Annotated in this window: 15 protein-coding genes; 5 read left to right on the plus strand and 10 right to left on the minus strand. The window is 60.3% G+C overall.

The window, feature by feature from the left end:
- From FQ182_RS03805 to lpxC, 4 genes are all read left to right on the plus strand, one after another.
- Nucleotides 1-867, plus strand: coding sequence for a cell division protein FtsQ/DivIB (locus tag FQ182_RS03805; RefSeq protein WP_149410934.1), 867 nt, complete (start codon nt 1-3; stop codon nt 865-867).
- Nucleotides 868-882: 15 nt separating this feature from the next.
- Entirely contained in the window at nt 883-2142 is a 1260-nt protein-coding gene (gene ftsA, locus FQ182_RS03810) for a cell division protein FtsA (RefSeq protein WP_133099818.1), read from the plus strand.
- 85 nt (nt 2143-2227) lie between these two features.
- Nucleotides 2228-3424, plus strand: coding sequence for a cell division protein FtsZ (ftsZ, locus tag FQ182_RS03815; RefSeq protein WP_149410935.1), 1197 nt, complete (start codon nt 2228-2230; stop codon nt 3422-3424).
- A 112-nt stretch (nt 3425-3536) separates the two neighbouring features.
- Nucleotides 3537-4448, plus strand: coding sequence for a UDP-3-O-acyl-N-acetylglucosamine deacetylase (lpxC, locus tag FQ182_RS03820; protein WP_029297841.1), 912 nt, complete (start codon nt 3537-3539; stop codon nt 4446-4448).
- 53 nt (nt 4449-4501) lie between these two features.
- On the opposite strand, the gene FQ182_RS03825 is transcribed toward lpxC, so the two are convergent.
- From FQ182_RS03825 to FQ182_RS03855, 7 genes are all read right to left on the minus strand, one after another.
- Nucleotides 4502-6004: a sensor domain-containing diguanylate cyclase gene (locus FQ182_RS03825; RefSeq protein ID WP_149410936.1), complete on the minus strand. Its 1503-nt coding sequence runs from the start codon at nt 6002-6004 to the stop codon at nt 4502-4504.
- Between the two features lie 87 nt (nt 6005-6091).
- Nucleotides 6092-7585 carry a sensor domain-containing diguanylate cyclase gene (locus tag FQ182_RS03830; protein ID WP_149410937.1) on the minus strand — a complete coding sequence of 498 codons (1494 nt, stop codon included), beginning with the start codon at nt 7583-7585 and terminating at the stop codon, nt 6092-6094.
- Between the two features lie 105 nt (nt 7586-7690).
- Entirely contained in the window at nt 7691-9013 is a 1323-nt protein-coding gene (locus FQ182_RS03835) for an OprD family porin (RefSeq protein WP_149410938.1), read from the minus strand.
- Nucleotides 9014-9328: 315 nt separating this feature from the next.
- Nucleotides 9329-10693 carry a heavy metal sensor histidine kinase gene (locus FQ182_RS03840; RefSeq protein ID WP_149410939.1) on the minus strand — a complete coding sequence of 455 codons (1365 nt, stop codon included), beginning with the start codon at nt 10691-10693 and terminating at the stop codon, nt 9329-9331.
- Nucleotides 10683-11360, minus strand: a complete 678-nt coding sequence (locus FQ182_RS03845; RefSeq protein WP_133099812.1) for a heavy metal response regulator transcription factor — start codon at nt 11358-11360, stop codon at nt 10683-10685. Before FQ182_RS03845 ends, FQ182_RS03840 begins: the two co-directional genes overlap by 11 nt.
- Nucleotides 11361-11369: 9 nt before the next feature.
- Nucleotides 11370-14465 carry a multidrug efflux RND transporter permease subunit gene (locus FQ182_RS03850; RefSeq protein ID WP_149410940.1) on the minus strand — a complete coding sequence of 1032 codons (3096 nt, stop codon included), beginning with the start codon at nt 14463-14465 and terminating at the stop codon, nt 11370-11372.
- Nucleotides 14462-15628: an efflux RND transporter periplasmic adaptor subunit gene (locus FQ182_RS03855; RefSeq protein WP_149410941.1), complete on the minus strand. Its 1167-nt coding sequence runs from the start codon at nt 15626-15628 to the stop codon at nt 14462-14464. The genes FQ182_RS03850 and FQ182_RS03855 overlap by 4 nt, the downstream gene beginning before the upstream one ends.
- Before the next feature lie 215 nt (nt 15629-15843).
- Here FQ182_RS03855 and FQ182_RS03860 point away from each other — a divergent pair, with 215 nt between their 5' ends.
- Nucleotides 15844-16086 carry a hypothetical protein gene (locus FQ182_RS03860; RefSeq protein WP_149410942.1) on the plus strand — a complete coding sequence of 81 codons (243 nt, stop codon included), beginning with the start codon at nt 15844-15846 and terminating at the stop codon, nt 16084-16086.
- A gap of 108 nt (nt 16087-16194) precedes the next feature.
- Here the strand turns inward: FQ182_RS03860 and FQ182_RS03865 are convergent, their stop codons facing one another.
- From FQ182_RS03865 to FQ182_RS03875, 3 genes are all read right to left on the minus strand, one after another.
- Nucleotides 16195-16938 carry a YkgJ family cysteine cluster protein gene (locus FQ182_RS03865; protein WP_149410943.1) on the minus strand — a complete coding sequence of 248 codons (744 nt, stop codon included), beginning with the start codon at nt 16936-16938 and terminating at the stop codon, nt 16195-16197.
- A gap of 107 nt (nt 16939-17045) precedes the next feature.
- On the minus strand, nt 17046-17528 hold the full coding sequence (locus tag FQ182_RS03870; protein ID WP_149410944.1) for a GNAT family N-acetyltransferase: 483 nt from the start codon (nt 17526-17528) through the stop codon (nt 17046-17048).
- Nucleotides 17529-17531: 3 nt separating this feature from the next.
- Nucleotides 17532-18434, minus strand: a complete 903-nt coding sequence (locus FQ182_RS03875) for a chemotaxis protein CheV (RefSeq protein WP_149410945.1) — start codon at nt 18432-18434, stop codon at nt 17532-17534.
- Nucleotides 18435-18474: the final 40 nt, after the last annotated feature.

An 18474-nucleotide genomic window follows, 5' to 3' on the forward strand; every position in this document is an offset into this window, starting at 1 on the left:
ATGCAAGGCGCATCGCTTCGACATCAGCAACCCGCTCCCGGCCGCAAGCCGGTGCCGCGTGGTGCCAGCCGAATGGTGGCTAAAGAGCCGATGTCGGCGCGCCTGCCGAAAGCCAACTTTGGTTTTCTCAAGGCCCTGTTCTGGCCGGTGCTGTTGGTGGCGTTGGGTTTCGGTACTTATGAAGGTGCCCAGCGTCTGCTGCCTTACGCCGACCGGCCGATCACCAAGATCAGCGTGCAGGGCGACTTGAGCTACATCAGCCCTCAGGCGGTACAGCAGCGGATTGCGCCCTATGTGAGCGCGAGCTTCTTCACGATCGACCTGGCTGGCATGCGTGCGGAGCTAGAGCAAATGCCCTGGATTGCCCACGCCGAAGTGCGTCGAGTGTGGCCGGACCAAGTGACGATTCGCCTGGAAGAGCAACTGCCGGTGGCCCGTTGGGGCGAAGAAGCGCTGTTGAATAACCAGGGCCAGGCTTTTAATCCGCGCGAACTGGCCAATTACGAGCACCTGCCGAAGCTGCTCGGGCCACAACGGGCGCAACAACAAGTGATGCAGCAGTACCAGGCCTTGAGCCAGATGCTGCGGCCACTGGGTTTCTCCATTGCGCGACTGGAATTGCGCGAGCGGGGCAGCTGGTTTTTGACCACCGGGGCAGGCAGTTCCGGCCCGGGCATCGAGTTGTTACTGGGACGTGACCACTTGGTGGAGAAGATGCGCCGTTTTATCGCCATCTATGACAAGACACTGAAAGAACAGATTACGAACATTGCGAGCATCGACCTGCGTTACGCCAACGGCCTTGCCGTTGGCTGGCGTGAACCGGCTGCGCCCACGGCAGCGCAGCCCGCTGTCGCGAAGAATTAAGAAGAGGCAGGACCCATGGCAAACGTGCAAAGCGGCAAAATGATCGTCGGTCTCGATATCGGCACCTCCAAGGTGGTGGCGCTGGTAGGCGAGGTTGCGGACGACGGCACGCTGGAAATCGTCGGAATCGGCACGCATCCGTCCCGTGGCCTGAAGAAGGGCGTGGTGGTCAACATCGAGTCCACTGTGCAATCGATCCAGCGCGCCATCGAAGAAGCGCAGTTGATGGCCGGCTGCCGAATTCACTCGGCGTTCGTCGGTGTTGCCGGCAACCACATCCGCAGCCTGAATTCCCACGGCATCGTGGCGATTCGCGACCGTGAGGTCAGCGCTGCTGACCTGGAACGGGTACTTGACGCGGCCCAGGCCGTGGCGATCCCGGCCGACCAGCGGGTGCTGCACACCCTGCCGCAAGACTATGTGATCGACAATCAGGAAGGTGTTCGCGAGCCCCTGGGCATGTCGGGCGTACGTCTGGAAGCCAAGGTCCATGTAGTCACCTGCGCCGTAAACGCTGCACAGAACATTGAAAAATGCGTGCGCCGCTGCGGCCTGGAAATCGACGACATCATTCTCGAGCAACTGGCCTCCGCGTATTCGGTCCTGACCGACGACGAAAAAGAACTGGGCGTATGCCTGGTGGACATCGGCGGCGGCACCACCGACATTGCGATCTTTACCGAGGGTGCGATCCGTCACACCGCAGTGATCCCGATTGCCGGTGACCAGGTGACCAACGATATCGCCATGGCGTTGCGCACACCGACCCAGTACGCCGAAGAAATCAAGATCCGTTACGCCTGCGCCCTGGCCAAGCTGGCCGGCGCTGGTGAAACCATCAAGGTGCCGAGTGTTGGCGACCGTCCGCCGCGCGAACTGTCGCGCCAGGCGTTGGCTGAAGTGGTCGAGCCGCGCTACGACGAACTGTTCACCTTGATCCAGGCTGAGCTGCGCCGCAGCGGCTACGAAGATTTGATCCCGGCCGGCATCGTGCTGACCGGTGGCACCTCGAAGATGGAAGGCGCGGTGGAACTTGCCGAAGAAATCTTCCATATGCCAGTGCGCCTGGGCGTTCCCCATGGCGTCAAGGGCCTGGGCGACGTGGTGCGCAACCCTATTTATTCCACCGGCGTGGGCTTGCTGTTGTACGGCCTGCAAAAGCAGACCGACGGCATTTCCCTGTCGGGCATTGGCAGCCGCGAAAGCTACAGCAACGACGAGCCGAAAACGCCGTTGTTCGAGCGCCTGCAAGCCTGGGTGAAAGGTAACTTCTAGATTTACCGTGACACCGTTTCACTGTTGTAGATGCATCGATGCAAGTAGTAGGCGAAAAAACTAGAGAAATGAAAGGAGAGGGAACATGTTCGAACTCGTAGACAACATCCCGCAAAGCCCGGTCATCAAAGTGATCGGTGTTGGCGGTGGCGGCGGCAACGCAGTCAACCATATGGTCAAGAGCAACATTGAAGGCGTCGAGTTCATCTGCGCCAACACTGATGCCCAGGCGCTGAAAAGCATCGGCGCACGCACCATCCTGCAATTGGGCACAGGCGTGACCAAGGGCCTGGGCGCTGGCGCTAATCCGGAAGTCGGCCGTCAAGCCGCCCTGGAAGACCGTGAGCGTATTGCCGAAGTGCTGCAGGGCACCAACATGGTGTTCATCACCACTGGCATGGGCGGCGGTACCGGTACCGGTGCTGCACCGATCATTGCCGAAGTGGCCAAGGAAATGGGCATTCTGACTGTCGCGGTTGTGACACGTCCGTTCCCGTTCGAAGGTCGCAAACGCATGCAGATCGCCGATGAAGGCATTCGTCTGCTGTCCGAAAGCGTCGACTCGTTGATCACTATTCCCAACGAGAAGCTGCTGACCATCCTCGGTAAGGACGCCAGCTTGCTGTCGGCTTTCGCCAAGGCCGATGACGTACTGGCTGGTGCCGTTCGCGGTATCTCCGACATCATCAAGCGTCCGGGCATGATCAACGTCGACTTTGCCGACGTACGTACCGTGATGAGCGAAATGGGCATGGCGATGATGGGCACTGGCTGCGCCAGCGGTCCCAACCGTGCACGTGAAGCTACTGAAGCGGCCATCCGCAACCCATTGCTGGAAGACGTGAACCTGCAAGGCGCACGCGGCATCCTGGTGAACATCACCGCCGGTCCTGACCTGTCCCTGGGTGAGTACTCCGACGTGGGTAGCATCATCGAAGCCTTCGCTTCCGAGCACGCCATGGTCAAGGTCGGTACCGTTATCGATCCAGACATGCGCGATGAACTGCACGTGACCGTAGTTGCTACCGGCCTGGGTGCAAAAATCGAGAAGCCTGTGAAGGTTATCGACAATACCGTTCATACCGGCCACAACAGCCAGTCGGCTGCCGCTTCTGCGCCTTCGCGCCAGGAACTGCCGTCGGTGAACTACCGTGACCTGGATCGTCCGACCGTGATGCGCAACCAGGCTCAGGCCGGGGTTGCTGCGTCGACTCGCTTGAATCCGCAAGATGACCTGGACTACCTGGACATCCCGGCTTTCCTGCGTCGTCAGGCCGATTAATGGAATGTATCAGGGCTATGAAGGTGATTGGTGTTCAGCAAAGGTCTGGTCTGCTATTATCGCCAGCCTTTGTTGATACCAGTTCGCAATTTGCGCTGAAGCGGTCCAAGCCATGATTAAACAACGCACCCTGAAAAATATTATCCGTGCCACAGGTGTAGGTCTGCACTCCGGGGAGAAGGTATACCTGACCCTCAAGCCTGCGCCTGTCGACACCGGCATCGTGTTTGTTCGTGCCGACCTGGACCCTGTCGTGCAGATTCCTGCTCGCGCGGAAAACGTTGGCGAAACCACTATGTCGACCACATTGGTCAACGGTGACGTCAAAGTAGACACGGTGGAGCACTTGCTCTCGGCCATGGCTGGCCTGGGCATCGATAACGCCTACGTCGAGCTCTCCGCGTCCGAAGTCCCAATCATGGATGGCAGCGCTGGACCCTTCGTATTCTTGATTCAATCTGCCGGCCTGGAAGAACAGGACGCAGCCAAGAAGTTCATTCGCATTCTGCGGGAAGTGACAGTAGAAGACGGCGACAAGCGCGCCACCTTCGTTCCGTTCGAAGGCTTTAAAGTGAGCTTTGAGATCGATTTCGATCACCCGGTATTCCGTGACCGCACCCAAAGTGCAAGCGTGGATTTTTCCAGCACTTCGTTTGTAAAAGAAGTCAGCCGCGCCCGTACCTTTGGTTTCATGAGTGACATCGAGTACCTGCGCAAGCACAACCTCGCACTCGGCGGTAGCGTTGAAAACGCCATTGTGGTCGACGCGGATGGTGTACTGAACGAAGACGGTCTTCGTTATGAAGACGAATTCGTGAAGCACAAGATCCTCGATGCAATCGGTGACCTCTACTTGCTGGGCAATAGCCTGATAGGCGAGTTCAAAGGCTTCAAGTCGGGCCATGCACTGAACAACCAGCTCCTGCGCAAGTTGATTGAGCAGAAAGACGCTTGGGAAGTCGTGACCTTCGAAGATGCCAGCACCGCACCGATCTCTTACATGCGTCCCGTTGCGGCGGTGTAAGTAACAACTCTCTTTCCTTTTGTTTTTAAAGGCTGCCTGCGGGTGGCCTTTTTTTACGCCTGCGAATCGGCCTCGACGATACGGTTGCGACCGCCGTGCTTGGCCTCATAGAGGGCGCGGTCGGCACTGAGCAGCAGTTCTTCCAGCGATGCTGCGCTCCTTTTGTTCCAAGTGCTGAGGCCGATGCTCACGGTTATCGGCTGGGTATCTGCGGCCAACCGTGGCAAATACTCGATGCTGCTGCGGATATGCTCAGCGATCACCCCTGCACCACTGCTGTCGGTGTGGGGCAGAATCACAGCAAATTCCTCACCACCATAGCGGGCGGCCAAATCGGCCGGGCGCCGGATGTTGCTGTCGATCACCTGTGCCACGGCGCGCAAGGCTTCGTCGCCACCTTGATGGCCATGACGGTCGTTGAACGCCTTGAAGTGGTCGACGTCGATCATCAGCAACGCCAGGGGTTCGTTGGAGCGTTGCGCGCGCTCCCATTCCAGGCGCAGGCGCTGGTCAAGCGTGCGGCGGTTGGCCAGGCCGGTGAGGGCATCGGTGGCTGCCAGTTCTGACAGCACGCCTTCGGCGCGGTATCGCCGACGCAGTTCCATGCACAGCATCCAGGTCAGCCAGAGCAAGCCGAGACATAGCACGCCAGTTGCGCTGCTGATCAACAGCGCGGCACGTTTCCAGGGGGCGAAGATTTCATCGGACGACAACGCGACGGCGACGATCAGCGGCAAGGTGCCGACATTGGAGAAGGTATAGAGGCGCGGGTGGCGGTCGACGCTAGAGATGCCGGTGAAGCTGCCGTTACGTTCGCGCAATATGCGCGCAACGTTTGGTCGCGCGCTGAGGTCCTTGTCGATCATGTCCTGTTCCAGCAACGGCTGTTGGGCCAACAGAATGCCCTGGTGATTAATCAGGTTGATGGTGCTGTTGCTGCCAATATTGAGGCTGTTGAACAACTGGGCGAAGTACGACAGGCGCATGGAGGCTACCGCCACCCCGAGGAATCGCCCGTCCGAGGCGGACACCCGGCGACTGAAGGCGATGCGCCATTTGTCCTCGCACACACTGCAGGCCATAAAGGGGCGACTGATAAACAGCCCGCTGTCGGGATTCTGCTGGTGGGTCTGGAAATAGTCGCGGTCGGCGAAGTTGCCGGGCATGGGTGCCAGCAACGAAGAGTCGGCGATCACCTCGCCAGCCTTGTCCAGCAACAGGATGTCGCCCTTGTACGGCGCTGCCGCTGACCGGTCGAACAGTACCAAATGGCGGATGTTCGCCGACACATCCTGCAAGTCGCTGCGTTCGGTGGCGGCAATCAGGCCTTTGAGGGACATGTCGTAGAGCTCGACGTTACGCAGCACGTCGGCGTCGATCAGTTGGGTAATGTTACTCGCTGTGCGCTTGGCCGCCTGCAGGGCGTTGGCGTGTTCGCGAATCAGCAGGATGGTGACGATGGCCACAATCAGCAGGACCGTGAGGCCGCTGCCCAGGATCAACAGGAACTCCGGGCGGCGGCTAGGACGTGGTAGACGGGCAATGCTTGGGCTCATCAGGCGTACTTCTGCTTCGAGGATGCCTTTAGCGTAGTTCCTGATACATGCCCATGTGTGAACGTTCCTGTTGCATGGCAACGATCATCACAGACCCTGGGCGTCGACGATGCGATTTCGCCCTGTGTGCTTGGCCTCATACAGCGCCCGGTCGGCACAGAGCAGCAGTTCTTCCAGAGAGCCATGGCTGTTTTTGTCCGCGACGCTGATGCCGATGCTCACCGTGATCGGCAGGGTATCCCCAGCCACCCGAGGCAGGTGTTCGACGGCGCTGCGTATATATTCAGCAATGACTCCGGCGCCGTTGCTGTCGGTATGAGGCAGGATCACTGCAAATTCTTCGCCGCCATAACGGGTAGCCAGGTCAGCGGGGCGCCGCACACTGCTGGCAATGGCCTGGGCCACGTTGCGTAACGCTTCATCGCCGCCCTGATGGCCATGGCGGTCGTTGAAGGATTTGAAATGATCGATATCGATCATCAACAGCGCCAGCGGCTCCCCCGAACGTTGCGTGCGATCCCACTCCATACGCAGGCGCTGGTCCAGGGTGCGGCGGTTGGCCAGGCTCGTCAGGGCATCGGTGGCGGCCAGTTCCGACAGCACTTTTTCGGCGCGGTAACGGCGGCGCAACTCCAGGCGCAACATCCACGTCAGCCACAGGAGGCCTACGCACAACACTCCGGTGGCGCCACTGACCAGCAGCGCCGCGCGTTTCCAGGCGGCAAACACGTCCTCGCTGGACAACGCCACGACGACGATCAGCGGCAGCCGGCCGACGTTGGTGAAGGTGTACAGGCGAGGTGTGCCGTCGAGGCTGGAGACCCCACTGAAACTGCCGCTGCCTTCGCGCAGCATTCTTTTAAAGTTTGACCGTGAGCTGAGGTCTTTGTCGATCATGTCGCGTTCCATCAAGGGTTGCTGGGCGAGAAGAATGCCGTTGCTGTTTAGCAGGTTGATGGTGCTGCCACTGCCGATCGTGAGGCTGCTGAACAACTGATCAAAATACGCCAGGCGCATGGTGGCCACCGCTACCCCTGAAAACTCGCCATTGACCCCTTGCACCCTGCGGCTGAACGCGATGCGCCATACCTGCTCGCAGTCGCAGGGGACCTTGAACGGGCGGCTGATAAACAGCCCCGCATCGGTGCTCTGTTGATGGATCTGGAAATAATCGTGGTTGGCGAAGTTACGGGGTGTGGGGGTGAGCATCGATGAGTCGGCGGTTACTGCTCCGCTCTTGTCCAACAGGAGGATTTCGCCCTTGAAGGGGGCTGCCGTTGATTGGTCGAACAGTACCAAGTGACGGATGTCCGCCGACACCTGCGCTAAATCTTTGCGCGACGTAGCCGCGATCAGGCCTTGCAGGGCCAAGTCATAGAGTTCGACGTTACGCAGCACATCGGCGTTGATCAGTTGGGTGATGTTACTGGCTGAGCGCTTGGCCGCCTGCAGGGCGCTGGCATGCTCGCGAATCAACAACACAGCGATGATGACGATGATCAGCGTGACGGTGAGGCCACTGCCCAGAATCAGAAAAAGCTCCGGGCGTGCAGGACGACTATAGGTAGGGCGTTGATTCATCGGACTGACTTCGGCGACGACGATGCTGGCAGTCTAATTCGAAGCCGTGTGAATTAAGTCATTACCGGTGAAAGAAAGATTAGCGTGGTGGCGCTTTCGGTGGTTTCAAAACACATCAATCGGGTAATCCACAATCACCCGGTATTCATCCACGTCCCGGTCCACGGCCGAGTAGCCGTTGCTGCCACGGTTGGTCGCCCACTGCAGGCGCACGGCCAGATCCTTGGCTTTACCGCCTTGCACCACGTACTTCAAATCGATGTCCCGCTCCCAATGCTTGGCGTTCTTGCCATCGGCGCTGTACCAGGAGGCATAGCCACGGCTGTCGGGATCAACCTTGGTCAGGTCGGTCTTGCCGCTGGAGTAGGACACGGCCGAAGTCAGGCCCGGCAGGCCAAGGCCGACAAAATCGTAGGCGTACTTGAGCTTCCACGAGCGCTCGTTAGGGCCGTTGAAGTCCGAGTATTGCTGGGAGTTGTCCAGGTATACGCTGTCGCCCTGGGTGATGTAGTCGAACGGCGTATTGCCGTTGACCCGCTGGTAGGCAGCGGTGACGCTGTGATTGCCGACGCCGACAGTGAAATGCAGGCTGTAGGTGTTGTTGTCGATATTGCCCAGCAGGGCGTTGCCGGTGTCTTGCGTATGGTAGTAGTGCAAGCCGGGGTTAAGGCTTACCAGGTCGTTGACCGCGTAGGTGTAGTCCAGGTCGTAGTAGTACTGGTTCCATACGTCCTTGAGTTCGGAGGCGTAGAGGCTGCTGGTCAACCCAGGAACGCCGCTCCAGGCCACGCCGGCCCAGTTCAGATGCTGGCTGTCGTCGCCGCCCTGCAATGCGCCATAGCTGGTGCCGATGCGCTGGTGGCCGCTCTGGTTGTAGAGCTTGGTAAAGCTGGCCTGGCCGCCTTCGATCATCAGCCCGTCGAAGCTGTGGTTGGTCAGGCTCAGGCCACGAAAGGTCTGGGGCAGCATGCGTGTCATGCCGCCGGCGATCACCGGGTTGTTGAGGAACAGGTCGCCGGCTTTCAACTCGGTGTCGAAGGCGCGCATTTTCAGGGTGCCGCCCGCGGTGGAAAACGAGCCGGGTGCCTTGCCGTTGCCGCTGCCGTAAGGGAGGATGCTGGAGCCGTCGGTGCCGCCACCGCCGTCGAGCTTGAGGCCGAGCATAGCGTGGGCATCAAGGCCGAAACCGACGGTGCCTTGGGTGTAGCCGGATTCGAAGATGCCGAGAAACCCCTGGCCCCACTCCTTGCTGTCATCGGTGTGAGTGTCGCGACGGTCGCGGTTCATGTAGTAGTTGCGAGTGTTGATTTTGAAGCTTGAGCCTTCGACGAAACCGTCGGTGGGCGTGGTGTCTGCCGCGTGGGCGAAAGGGACGATAGTGGCAGCAATTGCGAGGAATAATGGGGTTAACGTCAGCGAGGTTTTCACCTGGTTGGAGCTCCTTTGGGTCAATCGAAACCGGCTAATGTTGTTGGGTTTGCCTGGCCTTTTTTACGGTCAAAAAAAAGCCGCTGAAGTCAGCGGCTTTAGGACAGATTCCCAGTGTAGAGCCCTGGAAATAAGTCGAGGGAAATCTGGGGAGGGCGGGTCAGCTGTCTTTGCCGTCGCGCTCGTCGATGCGATAAATTAGCGCAGGTGAGTGGCGGTATACAGAGTGTAACAAGATAATTACCATTGCCAAAATCGCAACAGTTGAACGAGGGCAGAGCTTTTGTAGCGAGCAGGCAAGCTTCCTCTCCACTGTTAGACCGGCAAGGTTATTCCGAAGGTATTGCCGCTGCTGTCACTGCGCACAAACACATCCCCGCCATGCATCAACGCAATCGCCTTGACGATGGCCAACCCCAGCCCATGATTGGCGCCGCTGTTGCTGCGCGAAGCATCCACCCGATAAAAGCGCTCAAACAAACGAGGCAAATGTTCGTTGGCAATCACCTCGCCAGGGTTGGTCACGCCAATCGCCACCTGATGCTCCAGCACCTCGATCTTCACTTCGATCATCTGCCCCGGCGCCGTGTGCTGCACAGCATTGCTCAGCAAGTTAATCAGCGCCCGGCGCAAGTGGGCCTTTTCGATATGCACTTGGGCGTCGCCGGTCACCTGCACCTGCACCTGGGCGTCTTCAAGGATGAAGTCCAGGTAATCCAGAGTGGTGGCGACTTCATCGGCCAACGAGCTGCTGATCAGCTTGGTGGCTTTGCTACCCTGGTCGGCGCTGGCCAAAAACAGCATGTCGTTGATGATCGAACGCAGGCGTTCCAGCTCTTCCAGGTTCGATTGCAGCACCTCGAAGTAATGCTCCGCCGAGCGCCCGCGGGTCAGGGCGACCTGGGTCTGGCCAATCAGGTTGGTCAGCGGCGAGCGCAGCTCATGGGCGACGTCGGCGTTGAAGGATTCCAGGCGTGAGTAGGCCTGTTCCACCCGCTCCAGGGTGGAGTTGAACGAGTTGACGAACTGCTTGAGCTCCGGCGGCAGCGGCGACAGTTGCAGGCGCCCGGAGAGTTTCGGCGGCGCCAGTTTTTGCGCTTCATCCGAGAGTTTGATCAGCGGCTTGAGGCCGATGCGCGCCACCCAGAAGCCGAATACTGACGCCAGCAGCACCCCGACAAACGCCAGGCTGACCAAGGCCGTCAGCAAGTGATGCTGGGTGGCACGGAAGTTCTCGGTGTCGATGGCGATCATGAAGCGCAGCGGCGGGCGCTGGTCCTTGGCGGGAAACTGGCTGACCAGCACCTTGAACGGGTAATCATGGCCCGGCAGGTACAAGTCGCGTTTGCCGGTCGGGCCCTCGGCGAAGGTGCGAATCTGCGCATCAGCGTTGCCATATTCGTAGGCCGGATCACTGCTCACCACCCAGAAACGGATGCGCTTGTCTTCCTCCCCCAACAGCTTGAGCTTGCTGTTGATCTTCACCCAGTGGTCCGGCGTACCGTAGCGCCCCAGGGACGATTCCAGCACGCTGTAGCGCGCATCCAACTCGGCGCCCGGCAACAGGTCCAGGCCCTTGTCCACCTGCTGATACAGCGCACCGCCGATCAACAGGAAGATCAGCAGCGCCACGAGGGTGAACATGCCGCTCAGGCGCAGGGCGATCGAGTTAGTCGACACCGCGGTTCTCCAGCACGTAGCCCATGCCGCGAATGGTGTGCAGCAGTTTCTGTTCGAACGGCCCGTCGAGCTTGGCCCGCAGCCGCTTGATCGCTACTTCGACGACGTTGGCGTCGCTGTCGAAATTGATGTCCCAGACCATTTCCGCAATCGAGGTCTTGGACAGAATCTCGCCCTGGCGCCGCGCCAGCACGCTGAGCAACGAGAACTCCTTGGCGGTCAGGTCCAGGCGAATGCCTGCGCGGCTGGCCTTGCGGCTGATCAGGTCGATCCACAGGTCGGCGATGGTGACTTGCACCGGCTCATGGCCGCCACTGCGTCGGGTCAGGGCTTGCAGGCGTGCCACCAGTTCCAGGAAGGAGAAGGGTTTGCCCAGGTAATCATCAGCGCCTTCACGCAACCCGCGAATGCGGTCTTCCACCCGCTCGCGCGCGGTGAGCATGATCACCGGGGTCTGCTTGCGGGCTCGTAGCGCGCGCAATACGCCGAAGCCGTCCAGGCCCGGAAGCATCACGTCGAGCACGATTACTGCGTAGTCACTTTCCAGGGCCATGTGCAAACCCTCGACACCCTCCCGGGCAACATCGACCGTATAGCCTTGCTCGGTCAGGCCGCGATGCAGGTAATCGGCGGTTTTTTCTTCGTCTTCAATAATCAGGACGCGCATGACCCCGCCTCAGTGTGTGGTCGCCAGCCCGAGAGCCGGTTTGGGTCTATGAAAGAATTTCTCAAGGTACAAGTATATGACCGGCGTGGTGAACAGCGTCAGCGCCTGGCTCACCAGCAGCCCGCCGACTACCGCGATCCCCAGTGGCTGGCGCAACTCGGCGCCGGGACCGGAACCCAGCATCAGCGGCACGGCGCCCAACAGCGCGGCGAGGGTAGTCATGATAATCGGCCGGAACCGCGTGACACAGGCTTCATAAATCGCTTCATCGGCCGGCAACCCGCGCACGCGCTGGGCTTCCAGGGCAAAGTCGATCATCAGGATGCCGTTCTTCTTGACGATGCCGATCAGCAACACCAGGCCAATCAGCGCCATGATCGAAAAGTCCTGGCCGAACAGCCAGAGCATGATCAGCGCGCCCAAACCGGCGGAGGGCAGGGTGGAGATGATGGTCAGCGGGTGCACGAAGCTTTCGTACAACACACCCAGGATGATGTAGACCGCCACCAGCGCCGCCAGGATCAGCCACGGCTGGCTGGCCAGCGAGCTTTGGAACGCCTGGGCCGCGCCCTGGAAGTTACCGATGATGCTGGCTGGCATGCCGATCTCGTTCTTCGCCTGGTTAAGCATAATCACCGCATCGCCCAAGGCCACGCCGGGCGCCAGGTTGAACGACAGGTTGGCGGCCGGGAACATGCCGTCATGGCTGATGGACAACGGCCCGACAGTCGGCGGATCGACCTTGGCTACCGCCGACAGCGGCACCATCTCGCCGCTGAGCGGTGAGCGCAGGTAGAAGTAATTGAGGCTTTCGGCCTTGCCTCGTTGCTGGGTGTCCAGTTCCAGTACCACCTGATATTGGTTGATCTCGGTCTGGAACTCATTGACCTGGCGTTGTCCGAAGGCGTCATACAGCGCCTGGTCGACATCGGTGGCGGTCAGGCCGAAGCGTGCGGCGGCCTGGCGGTCGATACTGATGTGGGTGATGCTGCCGCCCAGTTGCAGATCGTTGGATAGGTCGCGGAACGCCGGGTTGGCCCGCAGTTTTTCGGTCAGGCGCTGGGTCCAGGTATTGAGTGTCGGGCCGTCATTGCTCTTGAGCACATATTGGTACTGGCTGCGGCTGGGGCCGGAGCTGAGGTTGATGTCCTGGCCGGCCCGCAGGTAGAGGACGATGCCCGGGATCTTCGCCAGCTTCGGGCGAATGCGGTCGATGAACTGGCTGGCGGTCACATCGCGGTCACCACGGTCTTTGAGGGCGATCCAGAAGCGGCCGTTGGCGATGGTCTGGTTGCTGCCGGTCACGCCTACGGAGTGGGAGAAAGTCTGCACCGCCGGGTCCGCTTCGACAATCTCGGCCAGGGCCTTGTGCTTGGCGATCATGTCGGGGTAAGACACGTCCGCCGCTGCTTCGCTGGTGCCCAGGACAAAGCCGGTGTCTTGCACCGGAAAGAAGCCCTTGGGGATAAACACGTAACCGGCGACGGCCAGGCCCAGCGTCACGACGAAGATCCCCAGCATCAGCCGCTGATGGGCCAGGGCACGGCGCAGGTTTTTGGCGTAACCCGCCAGCAGGCGTTCGCCGAAGCCGGGTTTGTCGTGGGGGTGATGAGTTGGGGCGCGCATGAACAGCGCTGCCAGGGTGGGCGCCAGGGTCAGGGACACCACCACCGAAATCAGGATGGTCGAGGTGGCGGTCAGGGCAAACTCTTTGAACAATCGCCCGACCACGCCGCCCATGAACAGCAGCGGGATAAACGCCGCCACCAGCGAGAAGCTGATGGACACCACCGTAAAGCCAATCTCGCTGGCGCCCTTGATGGCCGCCTCGCGTTTGTCCAGGCCAGCCTCCAGATGACGGTGAATGTTTTCCACCACCACAATCGCATCGTCCACCACAAACCCCACGGCGATGACGATGGCCACCAGGGTCAGGTTGTTCAGGCTGAACCCCATCACATTCATCAAGGCAAAACTGGCAATCAGCGACACCCCGAGCACACTGGAAACAATCATCGTCGCCGACCATTGGCGCAGGAACAGCGCCATCACCGCCACCACCAGCAACACGGCGATCAGCAGGGTGACTTCCACTTCATGCAAGGACGCGCGGATGGTCTTGGTGCGGTCCGACAGCACACTGACCTCCACCGACGCCGGCAGCATGGCTTCCAGGCGCGGAAGTTCCGATTGGATACGGTCTACGGTTTCGACGATATTGGCGCCGGGCTGGCGGGAAATCACCAGGTTGACCCCCGGCGTATCGCCGGACCAGGCCTGCACGTAGGCGTTTTCCGAGCCGTTGATGACTTTTGCTACATCGCGCAACTGAACCGGTGCACTGTTTTTGTAGGAGACGATCAGTTCGCCGTATTCCTCGGGGTGGAACAATTGGTCGTTGGTCGACAGGGTGGACACGCTGTTCTGCCCGTACAACGCGCCCTTGGCGAGGTTCAGGCTTGATTGCTGGATCGCCAGGCGAATGTCCGCCAGGGTCAGGCCGATGGCCGCCAGTTTGTCCGGCGATGCCTGCACGCGAATCGCCGGGCGTTGCTGGCCGGTAATGTTGATCTGGCCGACGCCATCGATCTGGCTGATCTGCCGCGCCAGCAGGGTTTCCACGTAGTCGCTCAGTTCGGTGCCGGGCATGTTATTGGAACTGACGCTGAGGATCAGCACCGGGCTGTCCGCCGGGTTGACCTTCTTCCAGGTCGGCAGGTTCGGCATGTCGCTGGGCAGCTTGCCGGACGCGGTATTGATCGCCGCCTGCACTTCTTGCGCAGCCGTGTCGATGCTCTTGTCGAGGGTGAATTGCAGGGTCAGCAGGCTTGAGCCCAAGGCACTGCTGGAAGTCATTTGGGTCATGCCGGGGATGGCGCTGAACTGCACTTCCAGTGGCGTGGCCACCGAGGACGCCATGGTGTCAGGGCTGGCGCCGGGCAGTTGGGCGCTGACCTGGATTGTCGGAAATTCCGCTTCCGGCAGTGGCGCGATGGGCAGGCGCGGGAAGGCAATCAACCCCAGCAGCACCAGGGCGAAGGTCAGCAGCAGGGTGGCGACCGGGTGGTCGACGCACCAGGCAGACACCGAGCCATGGCCCTTCATGGCTGTGCCTGCGCGTCGGCTGTCTGGATCACTTGCGGCGGTTCCTTGAGAACTTCAACCTGAGCCCCGGCCTTGAGCCGCGACTGACCATCGCTGACCAGCACATCACCGGCCTGCACGCCCTTGAGGATGTTGAGGTCGCTGTTCTGATAAACCACCTGCACCGGCACGACGTCGACCTTGTCACCGTTGATCCGGTACACGAAGTGCGAGTCCAGGCCGCGCTGGACTACGGTTGGCGGCACCACCAGAGCGTTCTTGTCGAGGGCGGTCTGGATCTTCACGGTCACCAGTTGCCCTGGCCAGAGTTTTTGCGTGGCGTTGTTGAACTCGGCCTTAGCGCGAATAGTGCCGGTGGTGGCGCTGATTTGGTTGTCGATCAGGCTCAGGTAGCCTTCGCCCAGCAGGTCACCGGTCTGGCCGTCGGTATCGGCGCCCATGTAGGCGTCGACACTGGCTGGCTGCTGCGCGGCGATCAAACCTTGCAAGGTCGGCAGCATCTGTTGTGGCAGGGAAAACTCCACGGCAATCGGGTCGATCTGGGTGACCGAGAACAGGCCTTGGGTGTCGCTCATGCGCAGGAAATTGCCTTCATCTACCGTACGAATACCGACGCGTCCGCTGACCGGCGAGCGAATCTGCGCGTACGACAACTGCACCTGAGCCGAATCAATTGCCGCCTGATTACCCTGGGCGGTGGCTTTCAACTGGTTGACCAGAGCCTGTTGCTGATCGTAAGTCTGCTTCGATACACCGTCGTCGACGCTCAGCAGCTTGTAGCGCTTGAGGTTGACCAGGGCTACTTGCAGCTGCGCCTGGCTTTCACCCAACTGCGCACGGGCCTGGTCGAGGCTGGCACGGATCGAGCGATCATCAATGGTCGCCAGTAAATCGCCGGCCTTGACCCGTTGGCCTTCCTTGACCAGGAGTTTGGTAAGAATGCCGTCGATTTGCGGGCGAATGACCACGCTATGCAGCGAAAGCACCGAACCGATACCGCTGACGAAGCGCGGGATGTCCTGTTGCGCGACGCTGATCACTCGAACCGGAATCGCCGTGGGCGCGATCAGCCTGGTCTTGGCTGGTCGGGTCAACACCCAGGCGACGATAGCCAGTACTACGAGGACGCCGACGATCAAGGCGGTTTTTCGTTGAATTCCCATGGGGTGATGGCGCCCGGACAGAAGATCGGAAGAATAAAGGTTCTTTATAGCCCGCTAACCCGGTCAGCAAAGTGACTGCTAACTGACGGTGCTGTCAGTAAAGAGCGACCATTCGTACAGGCAGTGGTTAAAGATCCCGGGCGCGCAGGTATACTGCCCGGCGGTGTGGTCCGCAAGCCGGGCCCACGTCATCTTTTGTACTCCCCGGAGCTTCCATGAATTCCCCGACACAACCTCCTGTTGAAAGCGTCGACATCGACGAACAGGCCAACCCTGACAGCGTTGATGGCGAAGCCAAGGCCGAGATCCCAGCCTTCAAGTTCCCGTTCAAACCGGGCGAATTGGCCGAGGCAAAGAAAGCCAGCCAACCTTGGTACAAGAACGGCGCCAAGAACGGTCATACCAAGAGCCCTGGCGTAGCTCCGCCCGGCACCCGTCGCTCGATGGGCAAACGCTAAGTTTTTTTGCCTTCGCAGGAGCACCGGGTAACTAAATGCATCGCTAGCGTTTGCCCGACCGGCGTATCACCGGCATTGGCGATGAAACCATCAGCCTCGCTGAAAGACCTAATCTGCCCGCAACGAAATAAACGCATAGTTGACTGGTACTTCAGTCGCAATCCGAGCCCCGGCATCCAGCAACTGCTCGGCAATATCCAACCCGGACACATGGAACACCCACTCATTGGCCATGGACGGCTGTTCAGCCGCCAACTCGAGCGCCTGGGCAAACGCGTCCATGTCCGGCAGGTAAGCGGTAAAACCATCGCCCTTGAGCGCAGTGGTGTGAATCCCCAGCAAGGTGCACACCGCTTCCTTGGCCTGGATATCGTCGCGGTCGGCCTGGCGTGAGCGGCGGATCAGCTCGGCCAGTCCCTGGTCCACCAACTCGCCACCGACAATCAGCGCCGGGCCCTGTTCCCAGGATTCGGGCGGGCAGTCCTTGGCGGCGGGGTTGAGCGGGATGTGCGGGTTGATCTCCATGGGGTAGATCCGGCAGACCAGTGGCCGGCGCTCATAGATGCGGCACAGCTTGTCTTCGTCAAGATTCCGGCAGGGACCGACGTTATAGGCAGCAAAGGTAATCGCCACATGCGCCTGGGCATTGCCGCTGGGGACAACACAGGAACGGCGTTGGGCATGTTCGCGTTGTTGTTCCGGCAGGCCCAGGCCATTGCCGAGGAAACCCTCCACCAGAACGATGACGTTACCGCCGTCCGCCGCCCACTGCCTGGCTTCGTCGAGGGTCAGGGGCACATGATGGTCAGTGCAGCATTTGCCGCAGCCGACACAGGAAAAGTGGGTGGTCATGAGGGTTCGGTCACCAGGCCAGGTTCAGGGGCTCACTTGGACGGTGACGGGTTTACACCTCTGTCCAGCGTCCAGGCCTTGTCCGAAGCAAGTTATGCGCCAGGCCTTTATTCCTCAGGGAGGAGGTCTCGCAGCACGAACACCATGCTCGCGCTTTCATACAGGCGCCGGGCCCGCACATTGGTTTCCAGCACCTTGAGATCGACGAAGCCTTCTCGGCGCTGCTGAAACACCTGGAACACCTGCTGCAACAAGGCCCGGCCCAGGCCCTGGCCTTGAGCGTTGGGATGGATCACCAGATTCTTGATATAGGCGCTGGTCCAGCATTGCGCCACGCCGACGATGCCGCTGGCGTTACTGGCGACGATGCACAGGGTCGGGTCGAACTCGGCGTCGGTGACGAACTGTTGGCACCACTGCTCAAGGGGGGCAACCCGACCACCGCCCTGTTGATAACCCAGGAGCAGCACGGCGTGGATCGCCGGGGCCAGTTCTTCGTGGTAGTGCTCCAGGCGAATATCTGCAGGCCATTGCGGCGCGGGCAGGGCGCCACGCAAGTCTCGGCGCAGCAACTGGAAATACTCGCCCATCGGTCAGAGGCCCTGTTGCGCCACGGTCTGCGCGGCGACCACCAGGCATTTGGTCAGCTCCGGCGAGGAAAACTTGGTCAACACCGCGTTGGCCCCGGCCAGTCGGGCTTTTTCGCTGTTCATGGCGCTGTCCAGGGAGGTGTGCAGCAGCACATAGAGGTCCTGGAAGTCCGGGGTTTCCCGCAGGGTGCGGGTGAAGGCATAACCGTCCATCTCGGACATTTCGATGTCCGATACCACCACGTTGATCTGTTCGGCGGTGCCTTGCAGCTCCAGCAGGCGATCAATGGCTTCCTTGGCACTGCGGGCGGTGTGGCAATGCAGGCCGAGGTTGCGCAGGGTATGTACCGATTGTTGCAACGCCACCTGGCTGTCATCAACTACTAGGATTCGTGCATGGCCCAGCACTTCGGCCTCTTCCATGCTCAAGTCGGTGGGCGCTACTTCAATCTGCACCGGGGCAATGGCGTGGATGACTTTTTCGATGTCCAGCACCTGCACCAATGCCCCGTCGACCTGGGTCACGCCGGTAATGAACGAACGGCTGCCACCGGAACCAAAGGGCGGAGGACGAACGTCGGTGGTCAGGCAGTGGACGATCCGGCTTACCGCTTGTACGTGCAGGCCTTGTTTGGAGCGGCTGACGTCAGTGACGATCAGGCAGCCGCCATCCGGGTCTTCCAGGGGCATTTCCCCCAGGGCCCGGCTCAGGTCGATCACCGACAACGCCGCGCCGCGCAGGGTGGCGATGCCTTTGACGTGAGGGTGAGACTCCGGCAGCTTGGTCAGCGGCGGGCAAGGGATGATTTCACTGACTTTCAGCAGATTGATGGCCATCAGCTTGCCGCTGCGCAAGGTAAAAAGCAGAAGTGAGAGTGAGTCTGCGCGGGCTTTGGTGGTGGACATAGAAACCTTCTGTGGATCAGGGATGACGATCTATAGGGGG

Source organism: Pseudomonas sp. ANT_H4 (assembly GCF_008369295.1).
In the GTDB taxonomy this organism is placed as follows: domain Bacteria; phylum Pseudomonadota; class Gammaproteobacteria; order Pseudomonadales; family Pseudomonadaceae; genus Aquipseudomonas.

Coding starts and splice junctions, on each gene's coding strand:
- FQ182_RS03845 (WP_133099812.1), bottom strand. CDS start 11,360: ATGCGCGTCCTGATTATTGAAGACGAAGAAAAAACCGCCGATTACCTG.
- FQ182_RS03865 (WP_149410943.1), bottom strand. CDS start 16,938: ATGACCACCCACTTTTCCTGTGTCGGCTGCGGCAAATGCTGCACTGAC.
- FQ182_RS03850 (WP_149410940.1), bottom strand. CDS start 14,465: ATGAAGGGCCATGGCTCGGTGTCTGCCTGGTGCGTCGACCACCCGGTC.
- FQ182_RS03875 (WP_149410945.1), bottom strand. CDS start 18,434: ATGTCCACCACCAAAGCCCGCGCAGACTCACTCTCACTTCTGCTTTTT.
- ftsZ (WP_149410935.1), top strand. CDS start 2,228: ATGTTCGAACTCGTAGACAACATCCCGCAAAGCCCGGTCATCAAAGTG.
- lpxC (WP_029297841.1), top strand. CDS start 3,537: ATGATTAAACAACGCACCCTGAAAAATATTATCCGTGCCACAGGTGTA.
- ftsA (WP_133099818.1), top strand. CDS start 883: ATGGCAAACGTGCAAAGCGGCAAAATGATCGTCGGTCTCGATATCGGC.
- FQ182_RS03860 (WP_149410942.1), top strand. CDS start 15,844: ATGAATTCCCCGACACAACCTCCTGTTGAAAGCGTCGACATCGACGAA.
- FQ182_RS03870 (WP_149410944.1), bottom strand. CDS start 17,528: ATGGGCGAGTATTTCCAGTTGCTGCGCCGAGACTTGCGTGGCGCCCTG.
- FQ182_RS03830 (WP_149410937.1), bottom strand. CDS start 7,585: ATGAATCAACGCCCTACCTATAGTCGTCCTGCACGCCCGGAGCTTTTT.
- FQ182_RS03855 (WP_149410941.1), bottom strand. CDS start 15,628: ATGGGAATTCAACGAAAAACCGCCTTGATCGTCGGCGTCCTCGTAGTA.
- FQ182_RS03805 (WP_149410934.1), top strand. CDS start 1: ATGCAAGGCGCATCGCTTCGACATCAGCAACCCGCTCCCGGCCGCAAG.
- FQ182_RS03825 (WP_149410936.1), bottom strand. CDS start 6,004: ATGAGCCCAAGCATTGCCCGTCTACCACGTCCTAGCCGCCGCCCGGAG.